We start from the raw sequence: 15,419 nt of genomic DNA on the forward strand, positions 1-15,419 counted from the left end.
TACGTGTCTGACGCCCGCTACCCCCACGACAGCGCCTCTCCCCCGATGGAAAGCGTTTTCCCGTCACATCGAGACGCACGAACTAATGCGGATTGCCGTGCCCCTCCTCGCCCTCCTCGTCCTCTGTGCCGGGACGGTCCCCGCGGTGGCACTCGAAGACGGCGGGACGGCCCCCGCTTCCGTCGCCGACGGTCCGTCGATCGGCGCCGACCGGCCGGTACTCGTGGGTCCGTCCCTCGCCCGCATCGACGACCCCGAGGTCACCGAACTCTACATCGCCCCAGATCCCGACGGCAACGCGCGCTGGACCGTCTCCGTCCGGTACAACCTCTCGACGTCGTCGGATCGCGCCGCCTTCGCCGACTACGGCCGCGAGTTCGAGGCCGCGGAGACCGACGTCGGCCTCGACGCCGAGTTCTTTCGGACGCTCGCGGCGGCCGCCGGCCGCGAGACCGGTCGCGAGATGGCGGTTCGGAACGTGAGTCGAACGGCGACCGTTCGGAACGGCACCGGCACCCTCAGCCTCTCCTTCACCTGGACGAACTTCGTGACCGACACCGACGCCGGCTTCGTGATCCGGGACGCGGTGTTGATGCCCGACAACCGCACCTGGCTCGCATCCATCGGCCCGTCCCAGCGGCTGGTCGTGGAGACGCCCGAGGGCTACCAGGTGACGGACACGCGGTTCGGCCTCGACAACGGATCGGTCGTCATCGACGGCCCGCACACCTTCAGGGAGCCGCTCTCCATCTCGTATCAGGAGACTGCAGTCGAACCCGAGCCAGAACCGAACGCCGGCCCGCCGTGGTCGCTGATCGGCGGCGCCTTGGTCGTCGGTCTGGCTCTCGTCGCCGCCATCGTGTACTCCCGCCGCCGCGACTCGGCGGACGAGGCGCCGTCGGACGCCCCGGACGAACCGACCGACGCCGGAGCGGTGGAGGCGCCGCCGGACGCGATCGATGCGGGCGGCGAGACCGGGGGGGCTGTCGACGACGCGGCTGAAGACGACGACGAAGCCGGAGACGTCGTCGACCCCGCCCTCCTCTCGGACGAAGAGCGCGTCGAACACCTCCTCGACCAGAACGGCGGGCGGATGAAGCAGGCCCGCATCGTCCGGGAGACCGGCTGGTCCGACGCCAAGGTGTCACAACTGCTCTCGACGATGGCCGACGAGGGACGGATCGAAAAGCTCCGTCTCGGCCGGGAGAACCTCATTTCCCTGCCGGACGAGGAGCCGTAGGCCGCCCACCGGACGTGGATGACTCCCTCCCGGATCGCCATCGGATCGTTCGCCGCCGGCATCGCGGTGCCCGTCACCACCCGCCTGTGGGCGACGACAGCGCTCCCGTACGGCGACGCGTGTTCTTCGGTGGACTGATCCTCGCCAGCTTGGCGTGGTTCCTCGGGGCGTTCTACGGCTACCGGGCGGTCCGTGACGAGGGTCCCTGACGACCGTCGCCCCGCTCCCGTCGCTTCGGAAAACGTTTACTCCCCGCACGGGAAGAACTCGCGCATGAAGATTCTCGTGACCGTCAAGGAGGTCGCCGAAGTCGCCGACGACTTCGAAATTGAGGGGCTCTCGATCCCGGAGACGTACCTCGAGTACGACCTCAACGAGTGGGACGACTACGCCGTCGAGGCCGCGGTCCGCATCGCGGAGGACCGCGACGAGGACGTGGAGGTCGTCGCCGTCACGATCGGCCCGGAGCGAAGCGAGGAGACGGTCCGCATGGCCCTGGCGAAAGGCGTCGACCGCGCGGTCCGCGTCTGGGACGACGCGCTCGCCGAGGCTGACGTCCTCGACCCGACGACGACCGCCCGGGTTCTCGCCGCCGTCGCCGAGGCGGAGGACCCCGACCTCGTGCTCTCGGGCGTCCAGGCCGCGGACACCGGCTTCGGCGCCACCGGCGTCGCCCTCGCGGACCTGCTCGATATGGGGTGGGCCGCCGTGGTGAACGACCTGGAGTTGACGGACGGCGAGGCCTCGGTTCGCCGCGAACTCGAAGGCGGCGTCGAGGAACTGACCACGGTCGATCTGCCCGCCGTGCTGACGATCCAGACCGGGATCAACGAGCCGCGCTACGCCAGCCTCCGCGGGATTCGACGGGCCCAGCGCAAGGAACTCGCCGTCCACACGCTCGCCGACCTCGACCTCGACCCGGGGCTCGTCGACGACGACCTGACACTCGCGGGGATGTCGAAACCCGAGAGCGAGTCCGATGCCACGGTCTTCGAGGGATCGGCCGAGGAGACGGCGGCCGAACTCGAGACGGTCCTGCGGGACGCGGGGGTGGGCGCGGAATGAGCGACGTCCTCGTCGTCGCCGACCACCGCCGGGGCGAACTCCGGCCGGTGAGCTACGAACTCCTGACCGTGGGTCGCGAACTGGCCGACGCGATGGGTGGTGACCTCCGTGCCGCCGTCGTCGGCGGCGACGTGGAGCGGTTCGCCGAGAAACTCGACTGCGAGGGCGTCGACGCCGTCCACACCGTCGCCGGGGGCGAGGAGTTCAACCACGACGTGACGGCCGCCGCGGTGACGGCGCTCGCCGACGCGTTCGACCCTGCGGCCGTCGTGATGCCGAACAGCGTCAACGGGCTGGACTACGCCCCCGCCGTCGCGACGCGCCTGTCGCTCCCGCTGGTCACCGACGCCGTCGCCCTCGACTACGAGGACGGCCTGACGGTCACCCGCGAGATGTACGGGTCGAAGGTGGAGACGGTGATCGACGTGACGAGCGAGCCAGTCGCGCTGACGATCCGCGGCGGTGAGTGGCCGGCCGCCGAGGGGGTCGGCGACGCCGCCGTCGAGCCGTTCGACGTCGACGTCGACGAGTCGTCGATCCGCTCGACGGTGCGGGGGTTCGAAGAGGTCGGCGCCGGCGACGTGGACATCAGCGAGGCGGAGTTCGTCGTCTCCGTCGGCCGCGGCATCGAGGAGGAGGAGAACCTCGACCTGATCGAGGAGCTAGCCGAGGCGCTGGACGCGACGCTGGCGGCGTCGCGTCCCATCGTCGACAACGGCTGGCTGCCGAAGAACCGGCAGGTCGGCCAGTCGGGGAAGGTCGTCACGCCGAAAGTGTATCTCGCCATCGGCATCTCGGGGGCGGTCCAGCACGTTGCGGGGATGAAAGGCGCCGACACGATCATCGCGATCAACACCGACCCGGACGCGCCGATCTTCGACATCGCGGACTACGGCATCGTCGACGACCTGTTCGACGTGGTGCCCGAACTGATCGAGCGGTTCGACTAGGCGCGGTCGGACGTCGCCGCACACCCGGTCACGGGATCGGGTCGAATGCTCCGATAGCGTCACGTACTTGCCGCGCCCGTCCCTTGAGCGGACGATGGAGTATCTGGATCGCCGTGTCGGGCTGGTGAACGACCGGTTGGAGTCGCTCATCGAGGCGGTCGAACCGCCGGAACTCGCGGCGGAGCTCGACCACGTCGCGCTCTCGGGCGGCAAGCGGGTCCGGCCGGCGGTGACGGTGCTCACCTGCGAGGCCGTCGGCGGTACGCCGGGGGACGCCGTCGACTTCGCCGTGGGGATCGAACTCGTCCACAACGCGTCGCTGGTGATCGACGATATCATCGATCGCTCCGAGGTGCGGCGCGGGACCCCGAGCGCGTGGGCGGAGTTCGGCTACGGTCCGGCGATCATCGCCAGCGACGGCCTGCTCGGCGAAGCCTTCGCCCTCTTTTCGGAGAACGAACGCGCCATGCGCATCGTCGCAGAGGCGATGGTGGAACTCGGCGAGGGCGAGGCGACGGAACTGGTCGCCCGTCCCGAGAACGAGGCGGAGTACATGGAACTCGCCCGGCGGAAGACGGGCGTCCTCTTCCGGGCGGCGGCGGAACTCGGCGCGGTGGCCGGGGGCGCCGACGCCTTCACCGTCGAGTCGCTCGGCGACTACGCCGAACGCGTCGGCGTCGCCTTCCAGATCCGCGACGACGTATTGGACGCCACCGCGGACGCGGCGGCGCTCGGCAAGCCGACCGGACAGGACGCCGAGATGGACCGCCCCTCGCTGGTGCAGGTGACGAACCTCTCGCCGGAGGCGGCGAACGAGCGCGCCCAGCGCGAGTCGGACCGCGCGCTCGCGGCGCTGTCGACGGCCGAGACGGAGGAGGTCGACGCCGTCGAGTATCTCCAGGACCTCGCGGAGTTCGTCGTGGTCCGGGAGCGCTAGACTTCCGCAGGGTCGACGCCCGTCGGGTACCGGGCCTCGGCGAGTGCGAAGGTGAGCGTGCTCAGGACGCCGAGTAGCGTCCCGACGGTGAGCGCCACCGCGAGGTCGGTGAGGGTGAGCGTCGTCACCCCGGACACGGCCGGGAGGAGGAAGCCCGAGACGGCGTAGAGGACGATGGCGATGGCGACGACGTAGAAGGGAGCGTTCAGGTAGCGCCACTTGAACCGGTCGGCCAGACACTCGTCGGTGACCTGTCCCAAGCTACTCGTGATGCCGGCGGCGGCGAACCACCGGATGGCACCGTGGACGAGCGCCGCGAGCACCGTCACGGCCGAGGGCGACTCGCCGAGGCCGGCCTCGACGGTCCGGAGGGTCTGGACGCCCTCGGCGCCACCGACGATCAACAGCGCCGCGGCGACGACGTACGTGATGATCGTCACCCGGCCGGCGTAGAGGAAGTTCCGCACGCGGTCGGCGGCCTCGTCGACCGTCGATTCGAGGCCAAGGCCCCGGAACAGCGTGTAGAGGCCGAGCAGCGCGGAGATGAGCCCGAGGACGGCCGCGCCGGGCACGTCGAAGAAGGTGGCGATGGTGACGAAGGGGTAGATGAGCAACAGGATGCCGAGCGGCACCAGGAGGGTGCCCCGCGTTTCGGGGTCGGCGAGCACCTGCTTCATCGTGTAGTACATCGACTCCAGATTCTGGGCCTGCCGGACGACCACCCGGCGGACGCTGTCGATGGGCACCCGCGACCGGATCACGGGGAGCACCGACTCGTCTTGGGCACCGTCGGTGATGACGATGGCGCGGACGGGTTCGCCGGTCGAGAGTCCGGCGAGCACCGTATCGACCTCGTTGCCGACTTTCCGGGTCGCTCGCACCTCGCTGCCCTGCAGGCCGGTGACGGCGGCGACTTCGACCTCCTCGGACTCGCTCGCGCGCAGGTCGTCGAGGACGTGCAACCCCTGGAACATGACGTTCACGTCGGAGTCCTCGGGGTCCGCGGTGGCGAGGGCGACGGCGGCGTCTCGAACGGCGTCACGGCCGACGACCGGCGTCTCGATGCCGGTCTTGCGGCCGAGGTCGTCGTCGAGGTCGACACAGAGCACCAGGAGCACGGTCGACGATATGCCGTCCGCGTATTTCTGTTTTCGGGCCTGTGGCCCCTACGTCAGGAAGAAGATCAGGATGCTGACCGCCATGGCGACGAGGATGATGACGGCGGCGAGCGCCCCACCCATCGAGACGACGGCGTTGGCGTGGCTGGCGAGCGTCTCCGTGCGGTCGTTGCCGAACACCGTCACCGTCGCGCGCTCGGTCGCCAGCCCCGCCTCGACCGGTTCGAGGTCGTCGACCGCGGCGTCGACCAGTCGTTCGATGGTCGCCACGAACGCGCCGTGGTCGATGGCGGCGCCGATCTGGTTGTCCGCCTCGACGGTGTTGACGATGTGCGTGTCGGTCGTCATCACCTCGGCGGCGTCGATGGGACCACGGGCGGTCACCGCGTCGACGACTCGATTCCGCAGGCCGGGTACCATGTTGTTGCCGTCGACGAGGACGTACGCCGTGTGCTGCCCGCCGACTTCGACGACGGCAACCCGGATTCCGAGGGGACCGATGCCGTCGATGGCGTCCCAGTCGGTGCGCTCCCACGCGACGCCGAGGTGGACCCGCCCGGTCGGCGCCTCGCGCAACCGGCCGCCAGCCTGTTTCGCGGCGGTGATCATGTCGAACGCGCGCTGGCTGCCGGGGGTGACGTGACCCAGGTCATCGCCCTGCAGGCCGTTGTTGGAGTTGTGGGCGTCGACGAGGAGCACGTCGTCGAGGCCGGCGGTTCGGGCCTCGGCCGCCGCCGAGAGGCCGACGCCGTACTCCACGTCGTCGGCGAATCCGGGGGCGTACGTGGCGACGAGGAGGGCGTCGTCGCCGAAGGCCTGTCCGAGCATCGACGCCTCGCCGGCCCCCGTGCGGACGCTCCGGGTCGCCTCCGATGTGTAGGTGAGGTTCGCCTGCGCGGCGTCGATGGCGTCGAGAATCGCATCCACCTCGCGCTCGGTGACGAGGTTGAAGTCGTGGCCGGCGGTGGCGTGGGGCGGGAAGACGAGGCCGTCGGTGTGTTCCGCGACGCGGACGGGGAAGTTCCCGCCGCCGATTTCTCCCATGGGGCCGGGGTGGATCATCGGCAGGACGAACCGCGCCTTCTGCGTGCCGTCCAGCCGCCGGAAGGCGAGGACGGTGACGGGGACGATGGCCTCCTCGCCGAGTTTCTCGAAGAAGTCCTCCAGTTCCCGCGACCCCTCGGCGACGTGGCCGACGAAGCCACGGATGAAATCGAGGACGGAGACGCCGAGGCTGCGCTGCCAGGGGCGGTCGATCACCCGGATGAAGACGTAGACGGCGCCGGCGTAGAGCACGCACGTGATCGCGAGCAGTTGGAAGTGGTGGGCGTCGATGACCCAGAGTTCCGGCGGGGCCTCCGAGGCCCGCGAGAGGTAGGGCATCAGGTAGGCGTCGACGAGGGGGCCGCCGAGTTCCAGAAACCGGACGGTGCCGCTGTAGACGAACAGGAAGACGGCCGAGACGAGGGTCTGGAGGCTGGCTGGCACCGCGGCGATGAGGAGCGACGACTGCGAGACGGCCATGACGACCAGCAGGCGGAACGCGAAGATGGAGGCGAGCGCGATGACCAGGGCGTCGTAGACGAACGTCTGGCCGAGCGGCGTGACCAGGGAGACGATGCCGGCGCCGATGACGATGGCGACGAGGATGAGCTCACAGAGCAGGGCGAGCAGCGACGACCGGTTCGGGGTGAGCTTCCCGCCGACGAAGCGGTCGACGCCGGTCGTCCCGACCGACGCGATGACCGTCGGAAGCCCGATGAAGAAGATGCCCTGCCAGGCGTCCCGGCCGAGGATGAGCAGGTTCCGCCACGTCGGATCGCTGACGCCGGAGTCGAAGGCGGCGATGCCGGCCATCGCCGCGATGGCGAGGGCGAACCCCAGACTGGCGTACCAGCTCGGCGCGGTGAAGATGTACCGCGACAGGCCCGCGAGGTCGGACTGGGTCGCCGTCATTCAGTCGCTCCGACGAGGCGGGGCGTGGTAAATCCCTCCCTTCACCGTGATCGGTCGGCCGGGCGTCGTCCGCCCGTCCGGCGATCCCGGGCTCGTCCGGCTTATTGTAACTGTTTGCCGGTGGTTCGCCGAGACGGTCCGGTGAAGACGTACAATAGCCCGTATCAGCGACAGCGCTCGATGAAGTTCGCGAACAGTTCCTCGCCCTCCTCGGTGTGGGCCACTTCGGGGTGCCACTGGACGCCGTAGAGGTCCCGGTCCGCGTCGCTCATCGCCTCGATGTCGCAGACGTCGCTCGTCGCGGTGTGAGTGAAGCCGGTGGGGAGTTCGACTACCTCGTCGGCGTGGCTCGCCCACACCCGCGTCTCGGGGGCGAGCGACCCGACGACCGGGTCGTCCGCGTCGACGATGCGCACCGTCACGTCGGCGTAGCCGCCGTAGTCGCCGGCGTCGACGGCGCCGTCGAGTTGGGTGGCCATGATCTGCATGCCGAGGCAGATGCCGAGGACGGGCACGTCCATCTCGAGGTACTCCGCACAGCGGCCGATCCGGTCCATGTCGGGGCCGCCCGAGAGGACGAGGCCGTCCACGTCGAGGTCCTCGGGCGGCGTCGTGTTGTCGACGATGTCGGTGTCCACGCCCGCGTCGCGGAGCGCCCGGTGCTCCAGGTGCGTGAACTGACCGTGGTTGTCGACGACGACGATTCGAGTCATTACGCCGTCGTAATCCAGTAGCGCGTAAAAGGGAATCGGAAGTGCGTCAGCGCTCGTCGCGGCCGTCGCGCTCCGCCGCGGTCCGGAAACCGAGTTCCGCCTGCTCCTTGCTCCGGCGCTCCTCGCGGGTGGCGATGGCTTCCGCGTCCGGATTCACGTCGTCGTCGATCCGCGCCCACCCCGCGTGGACCTTCGCGTGACACCAGCGACAGAGGGCGACGGTGATCTCGTGGGCCGGATCGTCGCCGTCTCTCTCCCCGCCGCCGTACGACAGGTGGTGTTCCTCCAGCAGGGGACGGGCGTTCTCGTGGGCTATCCGTACCTCGTCGAGTCCGCAGCGCCGACACTCGTGGCCGTCGGTCGTCGAGCGGTAGTGGGGGCAGTCCGACCAGTCGGCGTCGCCGGCGACGACGCAGTCGTAGTCGTCGGCGCGGCGGGCGGCCACGAACGCGGGGTCGTCGCCGGCCGCCGGCCGGCTGTCGTCGGCCTCCGGCCGACTGCCCGAGGGACTGTGTCCCTCGCTGCTCGGGGGACGTCGTCCCCCGCTGTCGCCGGCGCGTTCGAGGGCGAACCGGCACCGACCGTCGCCGGTGAGGTGGTCACAGCGGCCCGCGTGGGCGTAGGGGTCGTCTACGCCGACGGGCGTGCCCGTGGGCGTCCGCTCCATGGCCGTCGGTGGGCGCTCCCACCCTATGAACCTGTTTACGGCTCGTACCCCGCGTACTCCATCAACTGCGCGAACACGTCCGAATCCATCGCGGACTCGTAGACGATGCCGCCGACCATCCCGCCGGGGTAGGAGTCCCCGTTCATCGCGTGGCTCACCTTGTGACAGTGCATGAGGTAGATGCCGGGGTCGGCGTCCGCCTCGAACTCGACCGTCTTGCGCTCCGCGGGCGCCAGGTCGAGGATGTCCTCCTCGTACTGGGCCACGTCCGGAATCTTCGAGCCGTCCTTCTCGACCACCCGGAACCGGTGGTTGTGGGTGTGGATCGGGTGGTTCATGTAGCCGTTGTTGGCGAAGTGGATGCGGACGGTGTCGCCCTGCGAGACGAGGACCGGTGAACCGTCCTCCGGGTGGAGGGTTCGCGGCGCCGCCCGACCGTTGATGGTGAACACGTCGGGGCGGCGGTCACGGGGGCTGTAGCTCACGTCCTCGCCCGCCATCTGCCGGTTGAGCCGGGAGTCCCAGTCCTTGACGGTCATGAACAGTTCCTGATCGGCCGGCTCGTACCCCTCCGGATCGACGCGGAAGACGCCGTACATCCCCATGTCGATGTGGCGGTGGGTCTGGTAGTGACAGTGATAGAGGTGGGTGCCGGGCACGTTCGCCGGAATCTCGTAGGTGTGTTTCTCGCCGGGCATCACCGTGATGCCCGTCGTCGTCGGGACGCCGTCGTTCTCCCACGTCTTGCGGACGCCGTGGAAGTGGACGGTGTGGGGCATGTCGGCCTCGGTGTTGTCGAGGGTCACCTCGACGTCCTCGCCCTCCGTCGTCCGGATGATGGGACCGGGAACGCTCGGCGCGCGGTCGTCGGCCTGCCACGCCCAGACCCGCGGCAACTCGACGGGACCGCCCATCGAACTGCCGGGGTGGACCGGAAGCGACGACGTGACCGCCCGCAGCGTCACCTGATTGCCCTGTTCGGTCACGTCGACGACTTCCGGTTTGGCCGCCTTCGGGAGCGACGCGGACGCGGACGACCCCTGGGCCGCCGTCTCCGCCGCCGCCTTCGAGGGGTTCGTGTTCGTCGGGGCCGCACAGCCCGCGAGTCCGAACACCCCCGCCGTACCGGTCGCCTTCATGAACTGCCGACGCGAGAGATTCGTCCCGGGAGCGCCAACTTGGTTCGTCATTACAGGAGGTCGTTGATTCGGGGTATACAAGCCTCACTCGACGGTTCTCCGTAGCTGGCAACGCCGTGACGAAACCCCGAATCCGTTCGGGTATTATAAGTATCCGTCCGCGGTCAGCGTCGCTTCCGCTCCGAGTCGTCGTCCACGTCGCGACGGGCGGCGCGTTCGGCGGCCGAGCGATCCATCACCTCGCGGTCGTCGTGTTCGGCGCGGACGAGCGCGTAGAGCAGGAGGGGCCCGACCACGGCGAAGAGGAGGACGACGAGGACGAGTGCACCCCCGTCGGCCATCTATCCGAGAAACACGTCGACGATGTCGCTTCCCCGTCCGCCCGTGTCGCGGTACAGTTCCGAGTAGCCGCAGTTCGTACACGACACGACCTCGAAGGCGTTCGTCTGGATGTCGAACATCTTGCTGAGGCCGCCACCGGTGGTCGAAATCGTCCCTACGTCGGTCTCGGTGTGACCACACTTCGGGCAGCCGCGGTCGTCGGTGTCCATGGGTACGGGTCGTCGTCGACGATGCAAATACTGGCGGTGGGTCAAACGCCAGTTTGTGAGAGTCACTCACACGGTCGGCCGTCAGGAATTGTTGTCGTAGACGACTTCGGCCGTGGTGGCGGCGCTCGACGCCAGATCCAGCAGGTCGTCGGCCACGTCTTCGAAGGCGTCGGCGCGACCGGGCAGGTCCGACACCCGCTCGTCGAGGCGGTCCTCCACGTCGCTCAGGAGTTCGTACGCCCGGTCGGCCGTGTCGGCCGCCTCCTCCTCCCGGTCGTCGTCGGCGTCGTCGCGCGCCTCGTCGATCAGCGTGAGGCCCTCGCGGATGTCGGCGGCGTCGTCGCCGAGGGCTTCGAGAATCTCCGTCTCGTCGCTCAGCTGTGTCACCTTCGTCTCGTACTCGTCGGCGTCGACGGCGTCGGTGACGGACGCGTTCTCGGGGGCCATCTCCTCCTCGATGGTCGTCATCGGTTCGCTCACCTCCTCGGCGGCCGTCTCGACCGACTCGATGTCCGCCTCGGCGTCGGAGAGATCGCGCTCGTCGAGGTGGGTGTACGCCTCCGTGAGCGCGTCGTGGCCGTCGATGAGCCACGACTGGGCGTCGGTCGCCAGCGTGAGGAAGCGCTGCATCGAATCGAGCGACGCGATGGTCGCCCGCTGTTCGTCGGTCGTCGCGTCGGCCTCCGCGGCGGCGATGGCTCGCTGCACCCGGTCGAGACGGAGGAGGACGTCCCGCGCCCGGAACTCCTCCGTCTCGGCCGTCACCGACAGGAGGTCGTCGGTGACGCCGCCGGTGTAGACGTAGACGGACTCCGTGAGACGGTCCTGGGCGTTGTCGATGTGCTGGGCCGCCTCCGGCGACGCCTCGGGTTCGGGCGTCGCCGTCGGCTCCGGCGTTTCGGTGGGTGTCGGTTCCGGCGTCTCGGTGGGGGTCGGTTCCGGCGTCTCGGTGGAGGTTGCCGTCGGCTGACTTCGCTGGCCGCCGAAGCAGCCGGCCACGAACGGGGTCAGGGCGACGAGGAACGCGCGTCGATCCATACGCGACGCCTACGCGCGGATCCGGTAAAGCGTATCGATACTGTCAGACGCACGTTAGACGCTACGCGGCCGAAATTCGGTGTTCGAGCCACGCTGTGCGACGCGCGTCAGACACGTATCAGATTCCGATAAAAATCTATAGGTCGTCACCGACACACGGAGGAAAACGATGACCCTCCTCGGTACGTCCGGCGCTGCCCGCTCACGAGCGGCCGTGCTCGTGGTCACGCTGTTCGTCGCTATCGCCGCGTGGAACGCTACGCTCAACACACTCCTCGCCCGGTCGGGGCTGGCGTCGGCCATGCAGGTTGCCTACGACACGACGTTGCCCCTCACGGCGCTCGGCGCGGTCGGGGGGCTCACCGCGGCCACCGTCGCCGTCGTCGTGACGCTCGCGGCGCTGGCGCGGACGTTCGCGCCCGAGTCCGACGCGCTCGGGACGAGTGAGACGGTCGGCCGGACGGCGCTCGCCTACGCCCGCGCCGTCGTCGTCGCCGTCGGCGGCGTCGTCGCCGCGGCCGTCGGCCTCGCGCTTCTCGTCGTCCCCGGACTGCTCGTCCTCGTCCACCTGCCGCTGGTATTCGTCGCCGTCGCGGCCGACGGGGAACCCATCGGCCGGGCCGTCGAACGGACCTGGACGCGCGCCCGCGGTTCCCGCGGCCGCGTCGCCGCCGTCGGCCTCGCCGTCGTCGCCGTCCCCCTCTCGCTCGCGGTTATCGCCACCCTCACCGCCCTCCTGCCGCCGCTCGTCGAACTCGCGCTCGGCGTCCTCGTCACGGCCGTCGCCTGTGCGGCCGGCGTCGCCGCGTTCGTCGCCCTCGCCGGCTCGATGGACGGATCGAACGGCGGCTCTTCCCGGACCGACCGGGTGTCCCCGACCACCTCCCGACAGCTCTGACCTCCCCCGACTTCCGGATGCCACGAATCGTTCACGACGGCGGCGGTGGCGACGACGCCGATGCCCGCGTCCTCGCCACGGACGTGACCGTCGCCGACTCGTTTCTCGCCAGGGCCCGCGGGCTCATGTTCCGCCGCTCCTTCCCCGACGGCTCGGCGCTCGTCTTTCCCTTCGACGGCGCCGCCCCCCGAACCCTCCACATGGTCTGTGTGCCCTTCGACATCGACGCCGTCTGGCTCCGCGGCGGGCGGGTCGAACGCGTCGCCCGTCTGTCCGCGTGGACGGGGCTCGGACGCGCCGCCGCCGACGTCGTGATCGAACTCCCCGCCGGCGCCGCCGACGGCGTTCGTGCGGGGGACACCGTCCGAGTCGAAGACGGATGACCGGGTACGGAGATTTATAGCCTCCCGCGTCCCGATGACGGTATGGACATCCGTTCGTACGACGAGACCGAGATGACCGAAGCGGTACCGGACGTGTTCCTCTCCCAACTGGCCGCGGGCGAGAAGACGAGCGTCCAGGGCTACGTCATCGACCCCGGCGCCGAGGTGCCCGAACACAGCCACCCCCACGAACAGGCGGGGTACGCCTGGCGCGGTGAAGCCGTCTTCATCGTCGACGGCGAGGAACACGTCGTCTCCGCCGGTGACTCCTACGTCATCCCCGGCGGCGACCCCCACCGGGTCGAGAACCGCGGCGACGAACCGTTCGAGGGCGTCGACATCTTCAGTCCGCCGCGGACGGATCCCGACTGGCAGGAGTAGCTACCCCTCGCGGCGGAGTCGTTTCACCACGAACGACTCGTCGAGTTCGCCGAGGAACTCCCCAAGCCGCGGCCCTTCCGTGTCGTCGAAGAAGAGCCGGTAGCCCGCGGCGAAGAAGTCGCCCACCTCGACGCCGTGATCGCGCGGAATCTCGTACATCTGTCCCTGAATCTCCTCGCCGTCGTGGCCCTCGGCCACGAAGTCCGCTAGTGCTTCGAGTGCCGCGAGGGTGTCGTCGTCGAAGTCGGTGTCGGGGAGGTCGGCCTGCAGGCGGTAGTCGTACGCGTTGTTCGTGCGCTCGGCCCACGTGCGTGCGCGTTCGACGCGTTCGAGGGCGGCCTCGACAGCCCACTCCGGCGTGTCGTCGTTGAAAAAGCCCTGGTTGCGCGCCATCCGCACCCGGAGGGAACGGTCGTCGGTCATGCCGAGGACCGCGGCGAAGGTGTACGGGAGACGGACCCGCTCCTCGCGCACCTCGTCGACGAGGAAGGGGTACGCCCGGTCGGCGATTGGGCCGAGGTCCGCGTCCGCCTCCTCGCCGAAGTAGACGCGCTCGAAGCGGTCGAACTCGTCGACCAGCAGGTCGATGCGCTCCACGTCGAAGTCCTTCGCTCGCTTGGGGTTGCGGACGAAGAAGTAGCGCAACACCTCGGGTTCCAGCAGGGCGAGCACCTCGTCGACGGTGACGACGTTGCCCGACGAGGACGAGAGCGGTTCGCCGTTGAGCGTGAACCACTCGTAGGTCATCGGGACGGGTGGCTCGATGTCCAGCACCCGACGGGCGATGTCCTCGCCGCTCGGCCACGAGCCCTCCGCGTGGTCCTTTCCGAAGGGTTCGAAGTCGACGCCGAGGACCTTCCACTGGGCCGGCCACTCGAAGCGCCACGGGAGTTTCCCCTCCCGGAAGGTGGCGGTTCCCTCGTGGCCGCAGCCGTCGATATGGTCGCCGCCGGCGTCGAGGCCGGAGCATCGGTACGCGACCGTTCCCGCCTCCAGATTCACGCCCCGCACGTCCTGTGTCAGCTTTCCACACGCCGAACACTGGGGCATGAAGGGGACGTAGTCCTCGTCGACGCCGTCCTGATACTCCGCGAGCACCTCGCGGGCGAGGTCACGTTTTTCCAGCACTTCGCGCGTGACGGCCTCGAACGCCCCGGACTCGTAGTAGTCGGTGTTCGAGACGAGGTCGACTTCGACGCCGACGGCCTCGGCGCTCCGGGCCAGTAGGTCGGTGAAGTGGGCGCCGTAGGAGTCGTGGTCGCCGAAGGGGTCGGGGATGTCGGTGTAGGGAACGCCGAGGTTGCGCCCGAGGGCACCGGCGTCCACGTCGCCGAGGCCGACGAGGGTCCAGTCCGCGTCGGCGAGGGTCCGGGGGACGCTCCGGAGGGCGTCGCGGTCGTCGCTCGTGAACACCTGCCGGACCTCGTGGCCGCGTTCGCGAAGGACGCTCGCGACGAAGTAGCCGCGCATGATCTCGTTGAAGTGGCCGAGGTGGGGGACGCCGGAGGGGGAGACCCCGCCCTTGATCACGATGGGATCGTCGGGGTTCCGGGCCTCGATCTCGTCCGCGATGTCGTCGGCCCAGAACGCGTTGTGACCGTCGCTCATGCCCACCGCTCCGGGTCGCGGCTCCCCTCCGGAACCACGTCGGTTCCGGAGTGGTCGCCGTGGAGGACGGCCGATGGAATCCGTTCGGGGTCGGTGCCATCGAGGACGACCGTCCGCATCTTCGAGCGCTCGATGAGTTTCGCCGCCAGGAGGTCGACCGGCGCCGACGCGCCGGCGCCGCGGCTCATCGGGGCGACGAGGTCGACGAGTTCCGTCCCGGTGAGTCGGGCGTGCTGTTCGGCGTCGGGGTCCGCGTCGGGGTCGGCGCTGAACACCCCGTCGACGCTCGTGGCGTAGACCAGCAGGTCGGCGTCGACGTACTCCGCGAGCGCCGCGGCGACGGCGTCGGTCGTCTGCCCGGGCATGACGCCGCCCATGACGGCCACGTCGCCGCGGCGGAGGGCCTCGCCCGCACCTTCGTACTCGTGGGCGGGTGCCGGCGCGGCGCGGTCGCCGAGCGCCGCGATCAGCAGGCGCGCGTTGATCCGCGTCACGTCGATGCCGATCTGGTCCAGCTGTACCTCGTTGGCGCCGAGGCGGCGCGCCGCCCCGATGTAGTCGCGGGCGACGCCGCCGCCGCCGACCACCGCGCCGACCTCGCAGTCCGCCTCGACGAGACGCTCGACCGCCGCCGCGTGGCCCGCGACGCGGTCGGCGTCGAGGTCCGGGGCGAGGACGCTCCCGCCGATGGAGATGACCACTCGCATTGGCCACGCGTTGCCGCGATGCCGGCTTAAGGGTTGTCAAGCGGGTATCGTGCGGTGTGTCCGCGTGC

At 69.6% G+C, this 15,419-nt stretch carries 17 protein-coding genes; 7 read left to right on the forward strand and 10 right to left on the reverse strand.

Features of this window, described 5'->3' with window-relative positions:
- Nucleotides 1-85 precede the first annotated feature (85 nt).
- The 4 genes from DU484_RS05075 (at nucleotide 86) to DU484_RS05090 (ending at nucleotide 4,192) form a co-directional block, all read left to right on the forward strand.
- Nucleotides 86-1,240, forward strand: a complete 1,155-nt coding sequence (locus tag DU484_RS05075; protein WP_114605270.1) for a helix-turn-helix transcriptional regulator — start codon at nucleotides 86-88, stop codon at nucleotides 1,238-1,240.
- Between the two features lie 273 nt (nucleotides 1,241-1,513).
- Nucleotides 1,514-2,305, forward strand: coding sequence for an electron transfer flavoprotein subunit beta/FixA family protein (locus DU484_RS05080; protein ID WP_114605271.1), 792 nt, complete (start codon nucleotides 1,514-1,516; stop codon nucleotides 2,303-2,305).
- Nucleotides 2,302-3,255, forward strand: coding sequence for an electron transfer flavoprotein subunit alpha/FixB family protein (locus tag DU484_RS05085; RefSeq protein ID WP_114605272.1), 954 nt, complete (start codon nucleotides 2,302-2,304; stop codon nucleotides 3,253-3,255). The genes DU484_RS05080 and DU484_RS05085 overlap by 4 nt, the downstream gene beginning before the upstream one ends.
- 94 nt (nucleotides 3,256-3,349) lie before the next feature.
- Nucleotides 3,350-4,192: a polyprenyl synthetase family protein gene (locus DU484_RS05090; RefSeq protein ID WP_114585092.1), complete on the forward strand. Its 843-nt coding sequence runs from the start codon at nucleotides 3,350-3,352 to the stop codon at nucleotides 4,190-4,192.
- Here the strand turns inward: DU484_RS05090 and DU484_RS05095 are convergent.
- The 8 genes from DU484_RS05095 to DU484_RS05125 form a co-directional block, all read right to left on the reverse strand.
- Nucleotides 4,189-5,310, reverse strand: a complete 1,122-nt coding sequence (locus DU484_RS05095; RefSeq protein ID WP_114605273.1) for a DUF373 family protein — start codon at nucleotides 5,308-5,310, stop codon at nucleotides 4,189-4,191. The genes DU484_RS05090 and DU484_RS05095 overlap by 4 nt on opposite strands.
- A gap of 48 nt (nucleotides 5,311-5,358) precedes the next feature.
- The gene (locus DU484_RS05100; protein ID WP_114605274.1) at nucleotides 5,359-7,266 is read right to left on the reverse strand and encodes a DUF2070 family protein; all 1,908 of its coding nucleotides are present in this window, start codon (nucleotides 7,264-7,266) and stop codon (nucleotides 5,359-5,361) included.
- Nucleotides 7,267-7,430: 164 nt separating this feature from the next.
- Nucleotides 7,431-7,979 (reverse strand): GMP synthase subunit A, encoded by a 549-nt coding sequence (locus tag DU484_RS05105; protein ID WP_114585095.1) that lies wholly within the window; start codon nucleotides 7,977-7,979, stop codon nucleotides 7,431-7,433.
- A 46-nt stretch (nucleotides 7,980-8,025) separates the two neighbouring features.
- Nucleotides 8,026-8,646, reverse strand: coding sequence for a DUF7097 family protein (locus DU484_RS05110; RefSeq protein WP_114605275.1), 621 nt, complete (start codon nucleotides 8,644-8,646; stop codon nucleotides 8,026-8,028).
- 35 nt (nucleotides 8,647-8,681) lie between these two features.
- Nucleotides 8,682-9,836 (reverse strand): multicopper oxidase domain-containing protein, encoded by a 1,155-nt coding sequence (locus DU484_RS05115; protein WP_114605276.1) that lies wholly within the window; start codon nucleotides 9,834-9,836, stop codon nucleotides 8,682-8,684.
- 113 nt (nucleotides 9,837-9,949) lie between these two features.
- Nucleotides 9,950-10,126 (reverse strand): hypothetical protein, encoded by a 177-nt coding sequence (locus DU484_RS19925; RefSeq protein WP_187347767.1) that lies wholly within the window; start codon nucleotides 10,124-10,126, stop codon nucleotides 9,950-9,952.
- The gene (locus tag DU484_RS05120) at nucleotides 10,127-10,336 is read right to left on the reverse strand and encodes a zinc ribbon domain-containing protein (protein ID WP_114585097.1); all 210 of its coding nucleotides are present in this window, start codon (nucleotides 10,334-10,336) and stop codon (nucleotides 10,127-10,129) included.
- An 81-nt stretch (nucleotides 10,337-10,417) separates the two neighbouring features.
- A complete protein-coding gene (locus DU484_RS05125; RefSeq protein WP_157969256.1) occupies nucleotides 10,418-11,374 on the reverse strand; it encodes a hypothetical protein in 957 nt (318 codons plus the stop codon).
- 169 nt (nucleotides 11,375-11,543) lie between these two features.
- Between DU484_RS05125 and DU484_RS05130 the strand changes: the two genes are divergently transcribed.
- Genes DU484_RS05130 through DU484_RS05140 form a run of 3 tightly spaced genes read left to right on the forward strand, consistent with a single transcriptional unit; the run spans nucleotide 11,544 to nucleotide 13,036 of the window.
- Nucleotides 11,544-12,272: a hypothetical protein gene (locus tag DU484_RS05130; protein WP_114605277.1), complete on the forward strand. Its 729-nt coding sequence runs from the start codon at nucleotides 11,544-11,546 to the stop codon at nucleotides 12,270-12,272.
- Nucleotides 12,273-12,289: 17 nt separating this feature from the next.
- Nucleotides 12,290-12,655, forward strand: a complete 366-nt coding sequence (locus DU484_RS05135) for a DUF192 domain-containing protein (protein WP_114585100.1) — start codon at nucleotides 12,290-12,292, stop codon at nucleotides 12,653-12,655.
- A gap of 42 nt (nucleotides 12,656-12,697) precedes the next feature.
- Nucleotides 12,698-13,036, forward strand: coding sequence for a cupin domain-containing protein (locus tag DU484_RS05140; RefSeq protein WP_114585101.1), 339 nt, complete (start codon nucleotides 12,698-12,700; stop codon nucleotides 13,034-13,036).
- Here the strand turns inward: DU484_RS05140 and lysS are convergent, their stop codons facing one another.
- Nucleotides 13,037-14,644: a lysine--tRNA ligase gene (lysS, locus tag DU484_RS05145; RefSeq protein ID WP_114587166.1), complete on the reverse strand. Its 1,608-nt coding sequence runs from the start codon at nucleotides 14,642-14,644 to the stop codon at nucleotides 13,037-13,039.
- Nucleotides 14,641-15,351 (reverse strand): UMP kinase, encoded by a 711-nt coding sequence (gene pyrH, locus DU484_RS05150; protein WP_114585102.1) that lies wholly within the window; start codon nucleotides 15,349-15,351, stop codon nucleotides 14,641-14,643. Before pyrH ends, lysS begins: the two co-directional genes overlap by 4 nt.
- Nucleotides 15,352-15,419: the final 68 nt, after the last annotated feature.

This window comes from Haloplanus rubicundus, assembly GCF_003342675.1.
Classification (GTDB): Archaea; Halobacteriota; Halobacteria; order Halobacteriales; family Haloferacaceae; genus Haloplanus; species Haloplanus rubicundus.